Source organism: Spiroplasma endosymbiont of Colias croceus, assembly GCF_964020095.1.
Classification (GTDB): domain Bacteria; phylum Bacillota_I; class Bacilli_A; order Mycoplasmatales; family VBWQ01; genus Spiroplasma_E.
Map to the genome: position 1 here is coordinate 907,371 of NZ_OZ026536.1, position 18,776 is coordinate 926,146.

Annotated in this window: 22 protein-coding genes and 1 pseudogene; 16 read left to right on the forward strand and 7 right to left on the reverse strand. The window is 22.0% G+C overall.

Annotation, left to right across the window (positions count from 1 at the left end):
* Window positions 1-168: 168 nt before the first annotated feature.
* Complete coding sequence (locus AACL24_RS05610; RefSeq protein ID WP_339048689.1) at window positions 169-474, reverse strand: transposase family protein; 306 nt, start codon at window positions 472-474, stop codon at window positions 169-171.
* 196 nt (window positions 475-670) lie between these two features.
* Here AACL24_RS05610 and AACL24_RS05615 point away from each other — a divergent pair.
* The 8 genes and pseudogenes from AACL24_RS05615 to AACL24_RS05650 form a co-directional block, all read left to right on the forward strand.
* Window positions 671-1,480 (forward strand): annotated as a pseudogene (locus AACL24_RS05615) (IS256 family transposase); the annotation flags it as partial.
* 577 nt (window positions 1,481-2,057) lie between these two features.
* Window positions 2,058-3,473: a glycine--tRNA ligase gene (locus tag AACL24_RS05620; protein WP_339049152.1), complete on the forward strand. Its 1,416-nt coding sequence runs from the start codon at window positions 2,058-2,060 to the stop codon at window positions 3,471-3,473.
* Between the two features lie 16 nt (window positions 3,474-3,489).
* Window positions 3,490-5,265, forward strand: a complete 1,776-nt coding sequence (dnaG, locus tag AACL24_RS05625; protein ID WP_339049153.1) for a DNA primase — start codon at window positions 3,490-3,492, stop codon at window positions 5,263-5,265.
* A gap of 32 nt (window positions 5,266-5,297) precedes the next feature.
* Window positions 5,298-6,650 (forward strand): sigma-70 family RNA polymerase sigma factor, encoded by a 1,353-nt coding sequence (locus AACL24_RS05630; RefSeq protein ID WP_339049154.1) that lies wholly within the window; start codon window positions 5,298-5,300, stop codon window positions 6,648-6,650.
* A gap of 8 nt (window positions 6,651-6,658) precedes the next feature.
* Complete coding sequence (locus AACL24_RS05635; RefSeq protein ID WP_339049155.1) at window positions 6,659-7,435, forward strand: Nif3-like dinuclear metal center hexameric protein; 777 nt, start codon at window positions 6,659-6,661, stop codon at window positions 7,433-7,435.
* A 67-nt stretch (window positions 7,436-7,502) separates the two neighbouring features.
* Window positions 7,503-7,784, forward strand: a complete 282-nt coding sequence (locus tag AACL24_RS05640; RefSeq protein ID WP_339049156.1) for a hypothetical protein — start codon at window positions 7,503-7,505, stop codon at window positions 7,782-7,784.
* Window positions 7,774-8,448 (forward strand): RadC family protein, encoded by a 675-nt coding sequence (radC, locus tag AACL24_RS05645; RefSeq protein ID WP_339049157.1) that lies wholly within the window; start codon window positions 7,774-7,776, stop codon window positions 8,446-8,448. The genes AACL24_RS05640 and radC overlap by 11 nt, the downstream gene beginning before the upstream one ends.
* A gap of 754 nt (window positions 8,449-9,202) precedes the next feature.
* Window positions 9,203-9,451, forward strand: coding sequence for a hypothetical protein (locus tag AACL24_RS05650; RefSeq protein ID WP_339046891.1), 249 nt, complete (start codon window positions 9,203-9,205; stop codon window positions 9,449-9,451).
* A gap of 366 nt (window positions 9,452-9,817) precedes the next feature.
* Here the strand turns inward: AACL24_RS05650 and AACL24_RS05655 are convergent, their stop codons facing one another.
* The gene (locus tag AACL24_RS05655) at window positions 9,818-10,225 is read right to left on the reverse strand and encodes a transposase family protein (RefSeq protein ID WP_339046616.1); all 408 of its coding nucleotides are present in this window, start codon (window positions 10,223-10,225) and stop codon (window positions 9,818-9,820) included.
* 23 nt (window positions 10,226-10,248) lie between these two features.
* Entirely contained in the window at window positions 10,249-10,671 is a 423-nt protein-coding gene (locus tag AACL24_RS05660) for a transposase family protein (RefSeq protein ID WP_339045912.1), read from the reverse strand.
* Window positions 10,672-10,767: 96 nt separating this feature from the next.
* Between AACL24_RS05660 and AACL24_RS05665 the strand changes: the two genes are divergently transcribed.
* Window positions 10,768-11,133 (forward strand): hypothetical protein, encoded by a 366-nt coding sequence (locus tag AACL24_RS05665; protein WP_339049158.1) that lies wholly within the window; start codon window positions 10,768-10,770, stop codon window positions 11,131-11,133.
* Window positions 11,134-11,411: 278 nt separating this feature from the next.
* On the opposite strand, the gene AACL24_RS05670 is transcribed toward AACL24_RS05665, so the two are convergent.
* A complete protein-coding gene (locus AACL24_RS05670; RefSeq protein WP_339049159.1) occupies window positions 11,412-12,572 on the reverse strand; it encodes an Mbov_0401 family ICE element transposase-like protein in 1,161 nt (386 codons plus the stop codon).
* 99 nt (window positions 12,573-12,671) lie between these two features.
* On the opposite strand from AACL24_RS05670, the gene AACL24_RS05675 reads away from it, so the two are divergent.
* The 7 genes from AACL24_RS05675 (at window position 12,672) to AACL24_RS05705 (ending at window position 16,300) form a co-directional block, all read left to right on the forward strand.
* A complete protein-coding gene (locus AACL24_RS05675) occupies window positions 12,672-13,037 on the forward strand; it encodes a hypothetical protein (protein WP_339049160.1) in 366 nt (121 codons plus the stop codon).
* Between the two features lie 103 nt (window positions 13,038-13,140).
* Window positions 13,141-13,656: a hypothetical protein gene (locus AACL24_RS05680; protein WP_339046843.1), complete on the forward strand. Its 516-nt coding sequence runs from the start codon at window positions 13,141-13,143 to the stop codon at window positions 13,654-13,656.
* Window positions 13,657-13,684: 28 nt separating this feature from the next.
* Complete coding sequence (locus AACL24_RS05685; protein WP_339049161.1) at window positions 13,685-15,019, forward strand: hypothetical protein; 1,335 nt, start codon at window positions 13,685-13,687, stop codon at window positions 15,017-15,019.
* 2 nt (window positions 15,020-15,021) lie between these two features.
* On the forward strand, window positions 15,022-15,306 hold the full coding sequence (locus AACL24_RS05690) for a hypothetical protein (protein WP_339046845.1): 285 nt from the start codon (window positions 15,022-15,024) through the stop codon (window positions 15,304-15,306).
* Complete coding sequence (locus AACL24_RS05695) at window positions 15,275-15,784, forward strand: hypothetical protein (protein WP_339049162.1); 510 nt, start codon at window positions 15,275-15,277, stop codon at window positions 15,782-15,784. The genes AACL24_RS05690 and AACL24_RS05695 overlap by 32 nt, the downstream gene beginning before the upstream one ends.
* Before the next feature lies 1 nt (window position 15,785).
* On the forward strand, window positions 15,786-16,106 hold the full coding sequence (locus tag AACL24_RS05700) for a hypothetical protein (protein WP_339049163.1): 321 nt from the start codon (window positions 15,786-15,788) through the stop codon (window positions 16,104-16,106).
* Entirely contained in the window at window positions 16,106-16,300 is a 195-nt protein-coding gene (locus tag AACL24_RS05705; protein WP_339049164.1) for a hypothetical protein, read from the forward strand. The genes AACL24_RS05700 and AACL24_RS05705 overlap by 1 nt, the downstream gene beginning before the upstream one ends.
* A 270-nt stretch (window positions 16,301-16,570) precedes the next feature.
* Here AACL24_RS05705 and AACL24_RS05710 read toward each other — a convergent pair whose 3' ends face one another.
* Genes AACL24_RS05710 through AACL24_RS05720 form a run of 3 tightly spaced genes read right to left on the reverse strand, consistent with a single transcriptional unit; the run spans window position 16,571 to window position 18,723 of the window.
* Window positions 16,571-17,809, reverse strand: a complete 1,239-nt coding sequence (locus tag AACL24_RS05710) for an IS256 family transposase (protein ID WP_339046650.1) — start codon at window positions 17,807-17,809, stop codon at window positions 16,571-16,573.
* Between the two features lie 57 nt (window positions 17,810-17,866).
* Window positions 17,867-18,277, reverse strand: a complete 411-nt coding sequence (locus AACL24_RS05715) for a transposase family protein (RefSeq protein ID WP_339049165.1) — start codon at window positions 18,275-18,277, stop codon at window positions 17,867-17,869.
* Between the two features lie 23 nt (window positions 18,278-18,300).
* Window positions 18,301-18,723: a transposase family protein gene (locus tag AACL24_RS05720; RefSeq protein ID WP_339045912.1), complete on the reverse strand. Its 423-nt coding sequence runs from the start codon at window positions 18,721-18,723 to the stop codon at window positions 18,301-18,303.
* Between the last annotated feature and the right edge of the window lie 53 nt (window positions 18,724-18,776).

Below are 18,776 nucleotides of genomic sequence, written 5' to 3' on the forward strand. Positions count from 1 at the left end.
ATATTAAAAATATTTTTTTAAAATTTAAATTTTTATCGAGTTAATATAAAAATATTATTAACAATTTTTTGTTTAAAATGTAAACTCATTTTTTAAACTATTTTTTCAAAAAATATTTATTTCTATATTCAATAACACTAAATAGTTTTAAAACAATTTTATTGACAATTAATTAAATTTAATTACGGAATATGTCCTAAGTTTATTTTCTACTCAAGTAATATTTCGAAAACAACTTGATGGGCTCATTTTAGATTTAATACTCATTTGAAAAAAAGTATAATATTCTTTTCAGTATAATAAAGTCATCATTAATCTTTCTTCTACTGAAAGTTTATTTTTTCGACCTTTATTTTTTTCTAATTTTTCTATTTCAATTAATTTTTCTAACATTTCATTAAAATGAAAACGTTTTATACCAAAATATCTATAAAATTCTTCATTTTTTAATTTTTTTAAATTTTCAAAAATCATTTTTATCAACACTTTTCTAAATTTATTGTTAATAACAAAATTATAAAATAAATTTTAAAATTATTAATTGACTTTTAAAAAATTTAATTACGGAATATGTCTAATATAAGAATTCACAACACTTTAAACTACTTAACTCCAGTTAAATATCAACAACAAATGTTTACCAAAAAATAGTCCTAAAAAGTGTTGCCATTCCAAAAGTGTTATTAGTCAAATTACTGATGATGTTATTGATGATGTAAAAGCATGGCAAAATCGACCATTAGAAAGTGTCTATCCGATTGTTTATTTTGATTGCATAGTAGTGAAAGTACGACAAGATAAAAGGATTATTAATAAATCAGTTTATATAGCTTTAGGAGTTGATTTAGAAGGTAAAAAAGATGTTTTAGGTTTATGAATTAGTGAAAATGAAGGTCCTAAATTTTGATTAGCAAATTTAACAGAAATGAAAAATCGTGGCTTAAATGATATTCTTATTGCTTGTAGTGATAATTTAACAGGCATGTCAGAAGCAATACAATCAGTTTATCTTAAAACAGAACATCAATTATGCATAGTTCATCAAATTAGAAATAGTTTGAAATATGTCTCATATAAGCATAGAAAATCTCTAGTTGCAGATTTAAAACCAATTTATACTGCATGTAGTGAAGAACAAGCAATGCAGGCTTTAGAATCCTTTGAAAATAAGTGAAATAAACAATATCCTCAAATTGCTAAATCTTGATATAAAAATTGAGATAATTTAATGGTTTTTATTAGTTATCCTACAGAAATCAAAAGAGTTATTTATACAACAAATGCTATTGAATCTGTAAATAGTCAATTACGAAAAGTTATCAGAAATAAAAAAGTTTTTCCTAATGATATGGCAGTTTTTAAAATATTTTATTTAGCAATTGAAAATATAACAAAAAAATGAACAATGCCCATTCAAAATTGAAATACAGCAATTGCTCATTTTATGATAAAATTTGAAGATAGAATTAATCTAAACTAGTACTTTGTAAAACAAAGATACACAGATTACATAAAAGCCTTTTTCTTTTTTATTTAATTTATATGAACAGTTAATGATAAATAGTAACTTTAAGAAAGTTTATGTTTTTTTCTTATTTCATAGTTTAATATTTCAAGGAATTCAGTTTAACTTTACTAATTGTATTAATTGTAATCAAATAACTAATTTGCATTTAATTAATTATGATTTGGGTAGTATTTTTTGTAAAAATTGTTCTTTAGAATTAGCTATAATTAATTTTGACATTGTTTTGTTTAAAAAAATATATCAACTTTATTTATTAAATTATCAAGATATTAATAAATAAAGTTGAAAAAGAAGAACTTAATAAAATTCTTAATATTTTAGAAAACCACTGTCAAAAATATAATAATAAATTAATAATTACATAAATATTTTAATAATTAGTTTTTATATTGTTTTTAATAATATATAACACTTATAATAGGTTGACAAAACCTATCTATGAACATATTATTAACAAGATTATTCTTTTTAGAGATTTTATGTATTATTTAAGATATTTAAGAAAATTTTTATGATTAATGGAGGGGCAATGATTAATAAAATTATTAATGATAAGTCAATGAAGGAAATAATTACTCATTTAAAAGAAAATGGTTTTATTTTTCAAGGATCAGAAATTTATTCAGGTCTTGCTAATAGTTGAGATTATGGTCCGCTTGGTGTAGCACTTAAAAATAATATTAAGAAAAGTTGATGAGTTTTTTTTGTCGAAAAAAATCCATACAATGTTGGGTTAGATAGTTCAATTATTATGAAATCTAAAGTTTGAGAAGCTTCAGGGCATTTGAGTAATTTTAGTGATCCATTAATTGATTGTAAAAAATGTAAGTCTCGATTTCGAGTTGATAATTTAATTAATCATTATTTTCCTAGTATTAATTGTGATAATTGAAGTAATGAAAAATTAGAAACATATATTAATCAAAATCATATTAAATGTATTAAATGCAATAATGAAGATTGAACTAAAGTTAGACAATTTCAATTAATGTTTGAAACATATCAAGGTGTTTTAAAAGAAGATAAAAATAAAATTTATTTAAGACCTGAAACTGCACAAGGAATATTTATAAATTTTAATAATGTAAGAAATAGTTATAATAAAAAAGTACCATTTGGTATTGGTCAAATTGGTAAAAGTTTTAGAAATGAGATAACTCCTGGTAATTTTATTTTTCGTACTAGAGAATTTGAACAAATGGAATTAGAATTTTTCTTTATTCCAAAGGATAAAAATGATAACACTTGATTTAATTATTGAGTTGATCAATGTAAAGAATTTCTCTCTCTAGTAGGTTTATTGAATTCAAAAAATATAAAATTTAAAAATCATGAACAAAATCAACTAGCACATTATGCATTAGCAACTACTGATATTGAATATAATTTTCCTTTTGGTATGAGTGAATTATGTGGTATAGCTAATCGCGGGAATTATGATTTAACAAAACATAGTGAGAATTCTGGTGTAAATTTTGAAATTCAAGATCCTAATGTTACAGTAAAAAGAATGGTTATTCCTTCAGTTATTGAACCTTCAATTGGTGTTGAAAGGCTTTTATTAGCTTTAGTTTGTGAAGCATTTACAAAAGAAGTTTTAAAAGACGATAAAGAACGGTTAGTGTTAAAATTAAATAAGAGTATTTGCCCTTATCAAGTAGCTGTTATGTCTTTAAATAAAACAAAATTGGGTAAAGAGGCATATGAAATTTTTGAAATGTTAAATAAAACACAATTAAGAGTAATTTATGAAGCATCATCAAGTGTTGGTAAATCTTATCGTTATCAAGATGGTATTGGTACTATGTATTGTGTAACAATTGATTATGACACAAAAACTAAAGGTACTGTTACAATTAGAGATCGTGATACTACAAATCAAGTTATAGTTAAAGTTGATCAACTTAAAGAATATTTATATGACAAATTAGACATTATTTGTTAGAATTGTGTGAAAAAATATGGATATCGAGTTTAATAAAAAAATTAATGAAGTTAAAGCAAAAATTAATATTGTTGAAGTTATGGGTAAATATTTAAATTTGATCCGTAAAGGCAATAATTTTTGAGCTATCTGTCCTTTTCACGAAGACTGTACTCCTTCATTATCAATTTCACAAGAAAAACAAATTTATAAATGTTTTTCTTGTGGTGAACAAGGAAACGTTTTTATTTTTTTACAAAAATATAAAAATATTAATTTTATTAATGCTCTTAAAGAAGCAGCAGATAATGTTAATTTAAATTTAAAAGAGTTTGATATTAATTTATCTGAATTTAATGTTGAAACTAAAAAAAATCCACTAAAAATTTTAAATAATATTGCAATGAATTTTTTTAGTTATCAGTTACTAACTGATATTGGTCAAGAAGCAATGAAATATTTACAAAATCGTAATATTACTACTGAAAATATTAAATATTTTAATATTGGTTATGCACCTATTAATAATGAATTAATAGATTATCTTAATGCACAAGGTTATAAAGATAATATTGAATTTGTAAAATTAGGACTTATGAAAATTAATAATAAGGATCAACTTCTTCCTACCTTTTCAAATCGAATTATGTTTGCTATTAAAGATGAAGATGGAGATTGTGTTGGTTTTTCTGCAAGAAATTATAATAGAGAAGATAAAAGTTATAAATATATTAATAGTCCAGAAACAGATTTTTTTAAGAAAAGTAAAATTTTATATAACTTTAATAATGTTAAAAATTATATTAAAAAAAATGAAGTTATTTATTTGACTGAAGGTTTTATGGATGTTATTGCTCTAAATAATCAAAATATTAAAAATGTTGTTGCTTTAATGGGAACAAATTTAACAAAAGAACATATTTTACTTTTAAAAAAAATTACTATTAATATTATTATTTTTTTAGATGGTGATTTACCAGGAAAAATAGCATGTTTAAAAATAGCTAGTGTTTTATTATCAAATAATTTTAAAGTACAAATTATCAATAATGATACTAAATTTGATCCTGATGAATTAATAAATAAATTTCCTCAAAAATTTTATGAAATAATAAAAAAAACCATTCATCCTTTTGAATTTGCAATTAATTTATCATTAACTAAATATAACATTAAAAAAGATAGTTATGAACTTAATGAATTTTTAAAATCATTAGTTCCAATTTGAACAAAAATCAATGATGTTATTACTAAAAAGTTTTACTTAAATATGTTAGCAAAAATAACTAATTTATCCACTGAAGACTTAATACAAATTTTAAATATTGATAATAATTTAGTAACTACAACTTTTAGTATCAAAAATAAATCTAAAATAGAAGTAAAAAATATTTTTTTTGAAGCACAAGAACAACTTATTTTTTTAGTAATGTTATCAAAAAATGTTTATTTAATTTTAGAAAAAGAAAAATTTATTTTTCTAAATCAAGATTTTATGAATTTATACTTTTTAATTAGTCAAAAATATCAAAATAATCAAATAGAAGCAATTAATTTTGATTTAATTTTAGAAGAACTTAAAGGTAATTCACTTTTAAATATTTTAGAAAAACTTCTTGATAAATATAAAAATAAAAAGTTTGATTTAAAACCTCAAATTATTAATGATTACTTAAAAATTATTAATAATCAACTAATTGATTATGAAATAAAAATGATCAATGATAAATTGAAATCTGAAAAAAATATTGAAAAACAAATATTGTTATTAAAAGAAATATCAGTATTAAAAAATAAAATAAAGAAAAAATAAGTATGATGATAAATTAAGGATAAGGTGAAAATATGGCTGTTATACAACAAAAAACGAAATTGAAAAAACTTTTAACTTTAGAGGAAGTAGAAAGTAATTTAATTAAAAAATTAGAAAAGAGTCAAACAAAAGAATTAAAACAAGAAGATGTCATTAAAGAGTTTGCACATTTAAAATTAGATGATGATACGATTGAGGAAATTTTTGATCGGTTAGAAAAAGAAGGAGTAGTCTTTACTGATATTTTGATGGATGAAGTTGAAGATGATGCTAATTTTACCAATATTGATGATGAACAATTACCTGATGATTTAGATATTGATATTTTAGTTAGTGATTTGAGTTTTAAAAATACAATGGGGATCTCTAATGATACAAGAAGAAAAGATGGAATTAAGTCTTATTTTAATATTTTGGAAACAAGTCAAATATTGAGTCAAGGTGAGGAAATTAAATATGCTAAAATGTTAGAATCAAAAGATGTTGAGGAAAGAACATATGGTCGTGAGCAATTAATTAAATCAAATTTAAAATTAGTAGTTTCTGTTGCTAGAAAACATTTAAATCGTGGTTTAGATTTTGCTGATTTAATTGAAGAAGGTAATATTGGTCTTATTAAAGCAGTTGATAAATTTGATTATCGCCGTGGTTTTAAATTTTCAACTTATGCTACTTGATGAATTAGACAATCAATTACACGAAGTTTAGCTGATCAAGGTAAAATGGTTCGTGTACCTGTTCATATGGTTGAAAGAATTAATAAGTTAACAAGAATTGAAAGAAACTTAACACAAGAATTAGGTCGTGATCCTACTCATGAGGAAATTGCCAATAAAATGGGACAAAACATGACAGCCGATCGTGTTCGTGAAATTAAAAAACTTGCTATTGAACCAGTATCTTTAGAAAAACCAATTGGTGAAGAAGATGATACACATTTTGGTGATTTTATTAAAGATAAAAATATGCTATCTCCCGATGAATATGCTGAAAGACATTGATTAAGAGAACAATTGGATCGTGTTTTTGCTGAAGTATTAACAAAACGAGAAGAAAAAGTTATTAGAATGCGTTTTGGAATTTTACCAACAAAATTAAGAAGATTATTAGAACTTTGTGAAGATGAAAAAGAAATTACTGAATTAAAAACAGTAGTTAATAATTTACAGTTACACTATGATACTAGTTTAGATAAAACAGAATTGTTAAGTGATAAGGTTGTTCATCGTCATATTACTAAGTATGATTCTCCAAAAACTCTAGAAGAAGTTGGTAAAGAATTTATTGTTACAAGAGAAAGAATTAGACAAATAGAAGCAAAGGCAATTAGAAAATTAAAACATCCGTCTAAATCTAAACATATTAAAGAATTTTATAAAGGATAATAGTTAAAATGTTAACTATCAATAATATAATTAATGTTTTAGAAACATATTTTCCTTTAAAAGATGTTTGTGAATGAGATTTTTCAGGAATACAAATTAAATCAAAAACAAAGACCAATATTAATAAAATTTTAGTTTGTTTGGATGTTACTAATGAAGTTTTAACTGAGGCCATTAATAATAATATTGATTTAATAATTTCTCATCATCCATTAGTTTTTGCCAAAGATATTAATCAATCTAATATTTCAAATTGAAAAAAAGAATTATATAGTAAAATACTAATAGCAGATATTAATGTATATTCATTACATACTAATTTTGATATATCATTAGTAGGTATGAATATGTTGATGGCTAAAGAATTAAAAATTAAAAATATTCATTTTATTAATGAAGAAAAGTTAGCAATAGTTGGTAAATTTGATAGACAAATGCCATTAAAAGAATTAATTAATAACTTAAAAAAATATTTTAATGTTGCAAATGTACAATTGGTTAATAATAAATTGAGTGATAACAATATAGTGACTGTTGCTTTATCTGCTGGTGCTGGTGGTGATATTATTAGTAATTTATCTAACAATATTGATTTATTAATTACTGGAGAAATGAAATGAAACTATATTATGGAAGCTAAAGATAGAAAAATTAATGTTATTTTGGTTGGTCATTATATGGAGCAAAAATTTGTTGATTTTCTTTTTCAATTACTTATTGAAAAATTATCAACAAAAGTTATATTTTTTAAATATAATTTAGAAAATCCTATTACTTTTTTTTAAACTTATAAAATTTAAAAAGGAAAAAAGTATTTTTTAAATAAAAATAAGTTTTAGGGGGTTGATAAATATGATTTTAGAAGATTTAGAACCAATGACTGATCAAGAGTGTCAGGCAGTTAGTGGTGGTTTTGCTCAATTTTTAATGGGTGCCATGTTAGCAGGGATAGCAATTCCTGTTATTAAAAATTTATGAAATAGTGTTTCAGGAAGTATTAAGTTACCAGGTGGTATTGAAAGTAAATGAGATAGTTCTAAAGATGATAGTAAAGAGTTAACAAAAATTAAAGATGAATTTAATAAATTTCAAGAAAAATTAACACATTTAATACCACCTTTTTATGAATTTTAAAGAAGTTAATAATACAAAAAAACCAAGAGAAAAAGCCATTAAATATGGCTTTGACGCTCTTAGTGATAATGAATTATTAGCAATTATTTTGCGAACAGGAACTAAAGAAAAAAATGTATTATTTTTAGCGCAAGAAATAATTACTAATTTTAATGGTCTTGAAAATTTAAATAAAGTAACTATTAAATCTTTGATGAGTATTAAAGGTATTGGTGTTAGTAAGGCTTTAGAAATTTTAAGTTGTTTAGAAATAGTAAAAAGAATAAGAACTATTGAAAGTCAAAAAAAATATTTTAAAATTATTATTCCCGAAGATGTTTTTAATTTAGTTAATGCATATTATCAAAATTTAACGCAAGAACATTTTTATTTATTATTATTAAATAATCAAAATAAATTAATTCATCAAAATTTATTATATAAGGGTACTAATGATACTATGAAAATTGATGTTAAAGATATGTTGCATCTGGCACTTATTCATAAATCAAGTAAAGTAATTTGTATTCATAATCATCCTAGTGGTAATAGTGAACCCTCACTATCTGATTTATATATCACCGAAGAAATTAAAAAAAATTTTCAGGTTTTTAATATTACCTTAGTTGATCATATTATTATTGGCAAAGGTAATTATTTTAGTATAAATTTAAATAAAAAATAGGGAGCGTGTCGAAGATGTCGGTAACTAAAAAGTTTTAAAAATAGCTCCTTTCTTTTTTTACCCTTGAATTAAAAATAAATGACAAAAGACGAGAATAAAAATCTTGTCTTTTTTTGTAATTGTAAAATTTTAAAATTTTTATTATTAACATCCTTTAAATATCTACTACACGCAGTGACCAAGTAGGAGAAAGTTAATAATTAATAACCCTCTTTAACGCTATTATCAACACGTGTTAGGGAACTAAAACAGTGAACTACAACACAGTTGTTAAAAATAGTAGCGAGCATGTGGACTTGCATGGATAAATAAAAAGTGGAGTGATACCTAATAAATTATACTAACCAGTAATGGTAATTCTTGGGGTGGGAGCGAATTGGAAACTAGTATATATAGACCTGTTGTAGGGACCTATTGTATTAATTCTATTCTTTATTTAACCAACCTTGCCACTCCCCAGTGAGCAAGTGTTGGTTTTATTTTTTATTTTTTTTGAAAAATTTTTTGGGCGAGAAAATAAATTTCAAACTTGTAAAAAAAATTGAGCGGTGCCGGTTCAATTAAAATATTAATTTGTTTAACACAAATTAAATAAATATTGAATCGAATGCCTCAATGTTTTTTAAAATTTCATAATTTATTTTTGAGCCCAGAATTTCTGGAATGAATAAAACGAATAGTATTAATAATATAAAAATTAAAATATATGTCCTTTATGCTAGAAAGCAACAGGACATATTATGAAAGGATTATTATGGCAATAGAAATTCTTGATTATGAAGCACTAAGAAAGATTGATAATAAAATTAAAAAAAGAAGAAAAAGATGTGTTGAATGTAATGAATTATATGAAGATGACAAAATGAATATGCTTTATCGCTTTAAAACAGAATTAGAAGCAGAACAACATGATATTAAAAAATATGAAGATGATTATGATATAGAAGAACATTTGGATTATAAAAATCCATATGGATATGTTTGTGATTGATGTGCAGATTAATATGCAAATAGAATTTAAAAAAAGAACAAATTGTTAAAGATAAACCACAATCTATTCTTATTGATTATGTTGAATATAAATTATCACTTCCAAAATGGATGATTAAAAATAATTCTTTTATTGTTGATAACAGTTACACATATTGAGTTTTTAATTTAGACAATGGACATATTCCGTAATTAAATTTAATTAATTGTCAATAAAATTGTTTTAAAACTATTTAGTGTTATTGAATATAGAAATAAATATTTTTTGAAAAAATAGTTTAAAAAATGAGTTTACATTTTAAACAAAAAATTGTTAATAATATTTTTATATTAACTCGATAAAAATTTAAATTTTAAAAAAATATTTTTAATATTTTTTTTATTTTAATGGTTTTATTTTATTAAAAATTTCACAAAGTAAGTTAAATCTTAAGTACATAAGTCTAAATTTAGATTTTCTACATTTATTTACTAAAATTTTGAATCTTTTCAATCAAGCAAAGACATGTTCAACTTTAATTCTAATTTTAGATACAATCTTATTGTATTTTCTTTCTTGTTTAGTTAATTTTTTATTTTTAGTTCTTTTAATTGGTATTATTGTATTTTTATAAATATTTTTTATACCTTGATATCCTAAATCACCAATAATTATTGTTTTTTCTGAAAATTCAAGATTTGAATTTTTTAATATTTGAAAATCATGCACTTTACCATTATCAGCAAAAATATCAACAATTTTTTTATTAAAAAAATCATATACAATTTGAAATTTTATAGAATACATTCAACTTTTACCAGAAAAATATTCTAACTGTAGTTTTTTTTAGTTGGTCTTTCAATTTCAATCTCAGTTGAATCAATTAAATAAAATTGAAATTCATTTGAATTTTCTTGTTTTTTATCAATTTTTAATTTATATCTTTCTTTTAAAAATTGGTAATCTTTGTGGTTACTAAGTTTATTTTCTACTCAAGTAATATTTCGAAAACAACTTGATGGGCTCATTTTAGATTTAATACTCATTTGAAAAAAAGTATAATATTCTTTTCAGTATAATAAAGTCATCATTAATCTTTCTTCTACTGAAAGTTTATTTTTTCGACCTTTATTTTTTTCTAATTTTTCTATTTCAATTAATTTTTCTAACATTTCATTAAAATGAAAACGTTTTATACCAAAATATCTATAAAATTCTTCATTTTTTAATTTTTTTAAATTTTCAAAAATCATTTTTATCAACACTTTTCTAAATTTATTGTTAATAACAAAATTATAAAATAAATTTTAAAATTATTAATTGACTTTTAAAAAATTTAATTACGGAATATGTCTAATGTTAAAAGAGAATTAAATGGTAATGAATTAGTAAAATTATTAGAACCATATATTTCTGAGCAAAAAATAACTGTTAATAAACCAACGACTCCAAAAGAATATTATCTTAATGATATAAAACTTGAACCATTAACATTTTATGAACAGCATAATAGTTGATTTATGGGTGAAATAACTGATAACAAAACTAAAATTACTAATCCTTGTTTTAAATATAACATTACGTGAGAAGAAAACAGAAAAGGTTTTAAAATAAATAATCCATATAAACATGATGATTTACCAATTAATTATATAGTTACTTCTTATAAGGAACTTTCAACTCATAATGAAAAAGTATTTTTGTTGAACATGTAAACAACATAAATTTGATTATTTATTCTTTAATACTGATGATATAAAAACAAGAAAATATTTTTTAAGAGATAAAAATAGTAAAGCAATTTGTTATGAACGTATTTCAAATGTGGATATAATTTAATTTTCTTTAAATAAAAGATAAAATAAATTATTAATTTTTATAAAAATTATAACCCTAAATAGGGTTAATGTCAAGTCTTAATATAGATTTTATTAAATTTTATAAAATAAAAATTCCTAACTATTTAGGTTTAGATTTATTAAATTTTATAAATTTAAACAAACACTTTTAATTTATTAATTCTTGCTTGTTTTAATTTTAATAAATTAAAAAATGCTTCTTTTGAATAAATTTTTGCATTATTATTAGATATTGATTTTATTAAATGATAAACATCACTTTCAGCACTACAACCAATATTTCAAATAGCATTTTGATTTTCAATACCTTTTTTATTATTTTTAAAATATTCATATATTTTTTCATCAGCATTATTTTCTTTTAAATAATCTAATAATTTATAATAATTACCATTTAAAAATAATTTATAATAAGCATAATTTAATTTTTTATTATTTTCTTTTGTTCTTTTACCTTTTCCTACAATAAATACTTGTTTTAATTTTTGTAATGGATGTCATTTATCTACAGCATAATCAATTTTTAAATAATTAGCAGTAGATTTAAGATAAGTTGCACCATCACCAGTTAATTTTAAATTTTCATTAGTATAACCAATAAAAATATTATCTAAATTAGTTATTATAGATTTAGCAAATTCTTTTTTAGTAATTCTTTGACCTTTTCTAGTTGAAATAACAAAAATATATTTATTTTCTAAAACATGTCTATTATCAGTAGATTTATTTAAATCAAAACCAGTACTAATACTTACTGTTCTATGCCTAAATTTTATTTTTTTCTTATTATCAATTAAATTATTATAAGATTCATCTGATTGAATATAAATATAATCAGTTGGTAATATTTTTATTTTTTCTTGTGGTAATTCTTGAACAAATATAATAGTTTTCTTTACTCTTCTACAAATAGTTGATAAAGATATATCTATTTTTAAATTATGTTTAATTATAGGATATGTAATATTATTTAAATCTGCATTTAATATTATTAATTTATTAACTCAATTTGTATAATTTTTATATTTATCAATATCAATATATGTTCTTGTTGGAGTTATAATTTCATTTGTTAATTTATTTTTAAATGTTCTTAATGGTAAATAAGATATTCCAAATTCACTTTTTATTAAATGTTTTCTACGTTTTATTACTTTATATTTACTTCTATCATATTGATTTAAAAATCAATCATTATCATATTTTAATATTTTATTATCATAATCTAATAACATTTGTTTTTCATGATTTATTTTATGTTGATAGTTATCAAGTTTTTCAGATAGTAAAATCATAGGCATTAATCCTTTCTTTTAATTACAAATGATTATATATAAGAATAGTAGTAAATGTTATAATATATTTAATGATAATAATGATTTAAAGGTGATAATATGCCAAAACAAAGAAAAGAATTAGGAAATTATGATGTTACAATTAGTAATTATTTAAGAACTAAAAATAAAAAATTAACACCACAAGGATTAAATAATGCACTTGGAATTGATAGAAAATTTATATTTGATTGCCGACGCAGAAGTAATCCATGACAACGTAATTTTTTAAAAAGTTATGATAAAGCACGTAGTATTATTTCGACTCATATGTTAGAAAAAGCATTAATAAAACCAGAGTTAATTTATACTCATTGATTAAAATCTCATCCTAATGAATTTGATATTAATGAAGAAGATAATAACATACAAAGTAATATAATTATTAATATTTGTGAACCAAGAAAAATAGAAAATAATGATTAGAAACCTATAATAAATATAGGTTTTTTTCTTTATTTTAAAGGATAAAAATGATATAATTAATATTAAGGAAACAGTAGCCATTCTTTGAGTTTAGGAGTTAAATATGGAAAACTTTAACTGAGATAAAAATAAAAATTATACTAATGAAGAATTAGAAAATTTATTAGAACAACACCGAAATTTTGTTTATAAAAATACTAAAACTGAATTAGAACCAAAAATAAATGAATATGAAACAAAATTAAAAGAATATGAAAATAAAGTTAATGAATATCAAGAAAAAGAATTATTTAATGGTTTTAATGATAAACAATTAAAAATAGTTAAATCATTAATTAATACTGAATATAAAGAACTTGATAAACATTCTGCTTTAAATAAAATAAAAGAAGATTATGCAGAAATATTTAATAATAATTTACATAATAAAGAAATTAAAAAACAAGAAATTATTAAAAATGAAGAATCTAAACAAGAGTTTTTTAATCCAAAAACACTTTTTGAATTAGATAATAATATTACATCTAAAAATGAAGAATTATTAAAAAATACAGAAGTTGTTGGTGCAAAAACTAAACAAGAAATGATTAAATTTTTAGAATTTTTATTTAGTAAATAATTAAATATTTCTCAAAAGGAGAGATATTATGGCTATTCCACAAGTTCCAACTGGTTTAATTACTGGTGCTAATAATGGAAATAAAGCAATGTTAACTGCTATGGAAGCACAAGTAAAAGGTATACTTTATAATGATGAAAGTATGATGTTTTTAAAAGCAAGTGCAGTTGCAGAACAAATAAGTGAAATACCTGGAGCAGTAGAAGCATATTATCGTATTGCTGAACGTTTACGTTGAGGTTCAAAATATGATGTTGAAGTTGGAACAAATAAACAATGAACAACATTAAGAACAACTAGTGTTATTTTAGACCAAATATTAGTTATTGATTGAAGAACTGAAGATTTTGATATGAATAGATTTATGTCAAGTCCAATTCCATTAAAAGCAAATATGTTATCAATATGAGCAGAAAGTGCATTAAGAAATTATTTATTTATTCAAGAATGTATTTTTTTACAAGGTATTAAAGATTATTGTATTGCTAAATCACAAGTAATTCCTATTAATATGTTAGAAATGACAGAAGATACAGCAAAATCAGCATTTTATCAAATTGGTGATAAAATGAATGAATTATTAGGAAATATAACTGAAACTGAAATTGGTACAAATGTAAGTGATTTTATTGGTGCATTAGGATTTACTCCAATGTTACAATTAACAAAAGCATATTTAAGATTAAATTATGGTCAAATTGCTGCTGATACTGTAGCAAGTGGTCAATTATATAAACAATCAGTATTTGGTATGTATTTATATAAACATATGTTTTTAAATAAAGATATGGTTAAAGATACTAAAACTGGTTTACATTTAGAAAAAACATTTGATTTAAAAAAAGTATTAGGAGTTTTTGTACATAAAAATGCATTTGCACAACCTAATAGTTTTCAAAAAATAGTAAATTTAATTGATAATAATACATTAAATCAAAAAACATTAGGTAAAGCACTTTATGGTATAACAACAGCAATTCGTGGTTGATTATCATTTATTATTATGGAAAAAATGCCAACTGTTGATGAAATTAAAGAAGCACAAAAACGTTGTTGAACTAATTGAATTAAATTAACTCCAGAAGAAAGAGAAAAAGCACCAGTAACATTTAAAATTGCTGATTTTGATGATTTTAGAATTAGTTTAAATGATTTAATTTATTTTAAAAATTTAGGAAAAATTAAAAGGGCTGGTGATACACCAACTAATGATGAATTAGAAACTGCAATAATAAATGCTGGTAATAATGGTTATGAAAAAGGTAAAGCAACATTTAGTAATATTACATCAATAAGTGCTACTATGACTGGTAATGATAAAGATTATATTGAAGAAAAAGAATTAAAATTTTCTAAAAAATAATTATGGAATATATTTATAAATATTTTAATGAAAAAGCACATATTACTATTTATTCACCAAAACCAGAAGATTTAACTACTAGTAATGATATTAGAGCAATTTTATTAGATGAATATCCTAAATTAAGAAATGATTATTTTATTGTTAGTGATGTACATGATAGTTATGCTATATGTGTAGGAGATAATATACATTGTGAAGGTAAAGTAATAATTAAAATAGAAAAACAAACTAATGTAAAAGGAGTTAATGAAAATGCCAAATGACACCATTGTACAATCAAATAATTATACTTTATTAAAAATAATTCGTTCTTCAATTAGTCCATTATCAGCAATGATTGGTACAAGCGCTTATTATGGTCAACTTATAGGAAATCCAGTATTAGGTTCAATTAATAGTTTATTATTTGGTAAAAAATTAGGTTTAGATATATGAAGTTTAAATCAAATGCCAAGTACAAAAACTAAATTAATTAATAGTTCTAAAAAAATAGCATTAGGATTAGGAACAATTGGTTTAGTTAATTATGCTAAATTTACTAATATAAATATTAATCCTAATCCAACTCCTAATCCATTTCCAAGTACAACACCAGTTAATCCTTTTCCAGATGATTTATTATTTAGTAATAATAGCACTGATAATCATTTAATGGATTGAGATACATATATTAGTTTAAATGCTTATGGTATATCAAATCTTATTAGTGGATTAACTGAGTTAATACCTAATAAGATTTGAAGCAATAAGAAAAATTTGTAATATGGCAACTGGTGGATGTTTGATTAGTAGTGGTGTAGCAATGGGTATTAATAACGATTTTAATAATGCTTATGCAGTACCTACCATAATTGCTGGTGCTTCTGAAATTATTCATAATTTACTACCTATGGAAACTACAAATCATATTGAAGAAATGCAAGAAACACCATTTAATAATGAAACTGCAAGATTAATTAATGATAATAGATTTTCAATTAATAGTGAGACAACTAGTCAATATGGTAGTGATAATATGAGCGAAGTACAATTAAATCAGGATAATGCTTCATTAAATTGAGATTATAATCACATGAGTTTATAATGAATCCTTTAATTATTGAATGAATATATAATGCTTTAGTAAGTAATGATATTAAATTAGCATTAATAAATGCTTTAAAAACTTATTATAAAAATCAATCATTAAAAGCAGTATTTGATAGTGAAAATATTAGTGAAAAAGAAATACATCAACCATATAGTGTTTTTAATCCAAATATAGGACATATTCCGTAATTAAATTTAATTAATTGTCAATAAAATTGTTTTAAAACTATTTAGTGTTATTGAATATAGAAATAAATATTTTTTGAAAAAATAGTTTAAAAAATGAGTTTACATTTTAAACAAAAAATTGTTAATAATATTTTTATATTAACTCGATAAAAATTTAAATTTTAAAAAAATATTTTTAATATTTTTTTTATTTTAATGGTTTTATTTTATTAAAAATTTCACAAAGTAAGAGGCTTTTATGTAATCTGTGTATCTTTGTTTTACAAAGTACTAGTTTAGATTAATTCTATCTTCAAATTTTATCATAAAATGAGCAATTGCTGTATTTCAATTTTGAATGGGCATTGTTCATTTTTTTGTTATATTTTCAATTGCTAAATAAAATATTTTAAAAACTGCCATATCATTAGGAAAAACTTTTTTATTTCTGATAACTTTTCGTAATTGACTATTTACAGATTCAATAGCATTTGTTGTATAAATAACTCTTTTGATTTCTGTAGGATAACTAATAAAAACCATTAAATTATCTCAATTTTTATATCAAGATTTAGCAATTTGAGGATATTGTTTATTTCACTTATTTTCAAAGGATTCTAAAGCCTGCATTGCTTGTTCTTCACTACATGCAGTATAAATTGGTTTTAAATCTGCAACTAGAGATTTTCTATGCTTATATGAGACATATTTCAAACTATTTCTAATTTGATGAACTATGCATAATTGATGTTCTGTTTTAAGATAAACTGATTGTATTGCTTCTGACATGCCTGTTAAATTATCACTACAAGCAATCAGAATATCATTTAAGCCACGATTTTTCATTTCTGTTAAATTTGCTAATCAAAATTTAGCACCTTCATTTTCACTAATTCATAAACCTAAAACATCTTTTTTACCTTCTAAATCAACTCCTAAAGCTATATAAACTGATTTATTAATAATCCTTTTATCTTGTCGTACTTTCACTACTATGCAATCAAAATAAACAATCGGATAGACACTTTCTAATGGTCGATTTTGCCATGCTTTTACATCATCAATAACATCATCAGTAATTTGACTAATAACACTTTCACTAATATCAGCACCATGATATAACTCTTGTAATTGCATTCTAATATCTGATAATGTCATACCTTTTGCATATAAAGAAAGAACTTGTTGATCAAAACCATCAAATCTTCTTTGTCTTTTTGCAACTATTATAGGATTAAAATTACTATTGCGATCTCGTGGTACATCAATCTCAATTTTACCTTGTTGAGTTATTATTTTTTTTGAACTTATACCATTACGAGCATTGTCACTATTACTATGTTGATTCTTTTCATATCCCAAATAATTTTGCATCTCAGAATTCAACATTTTTTCTACTAATCTTTTTGTTAATTCTTTATACAATCCTCCCTCTTTAAAAACTGTTGTTAAATCTTCAGTATTTTCTAATAATAAATCTACTGCTTTTGATATTGGATCATTATTATTAATATTTTGCTTTTTAGCCATCTGTAACTCACTCTTTCTAGAAAATTAATTATATTTACTAGAATTAATTAAACATAGTTATTTTTGTAAGTTACACAGATTACTAAACATTACCCAAAGTAAGTTAAATCTTAAGTACATAAGTCTAAATTTAGATTTTCTACATTTATTTACTAAAATTTTGAATCTTTTCAATCAAGCAAAGACATGTTCAACTTTAATTCTAATTTTAGATACAATCTTATTGTATTTTCTTTCTTGTTTAGTTAATTTTTTATTTTTAGTTCTTTTAATTGGTATTATTGTATTTTTATAAATATTTTGTATACCTTGATATCCTAAATCACCAATAATTATTGTTTTTTCTGAAAATTCAAGATTTGAATTTTTTAATATTTGAAAATCATGCACTTTACCATTATCAGCAAAAATATCAACAATTTTTTTATTAAAAAAATCATATACAATTTGAAATTTTATAGAATACATTCAACTTTTACCAGAAAAATATTCTAACTGTAGTTTTTTTTAGTTGGTCTTTCAATTTCAATCTCAGTTGAATCAATTAAATAAAATTGAAATTCATTTGAATTTTCTTGTTTTTTATCAATTTTTAATTTATATCTTTCTTTTAAAAATTGGTAATCTTTGTGGTTACTAAGTTTATTTTCTACTCAAGTAATATTTCGAAAACAACTTGATGGGCTCATTTTAGATTTAATACTCATTTGAAAAAAAGTATAATATTCTTTTCAGTATAATAAAGTCATCATTAATCTTTCTTCTACTGAAAGTTTATTTTTTCGACCTTTATTTTTTTCTAATTTTTCTATTTCAATTAATTTTTCTAACATTTCATTAAAATGAAAACGTTTTATACCAAAATATCTATAAAATTCTTCATTTTTTAATTTTTTTAAATTTTCAAAAATCATTTTTATCAACACTTTTCTAAATTTATTGTTAATAACAAAATTATAAAATAAAT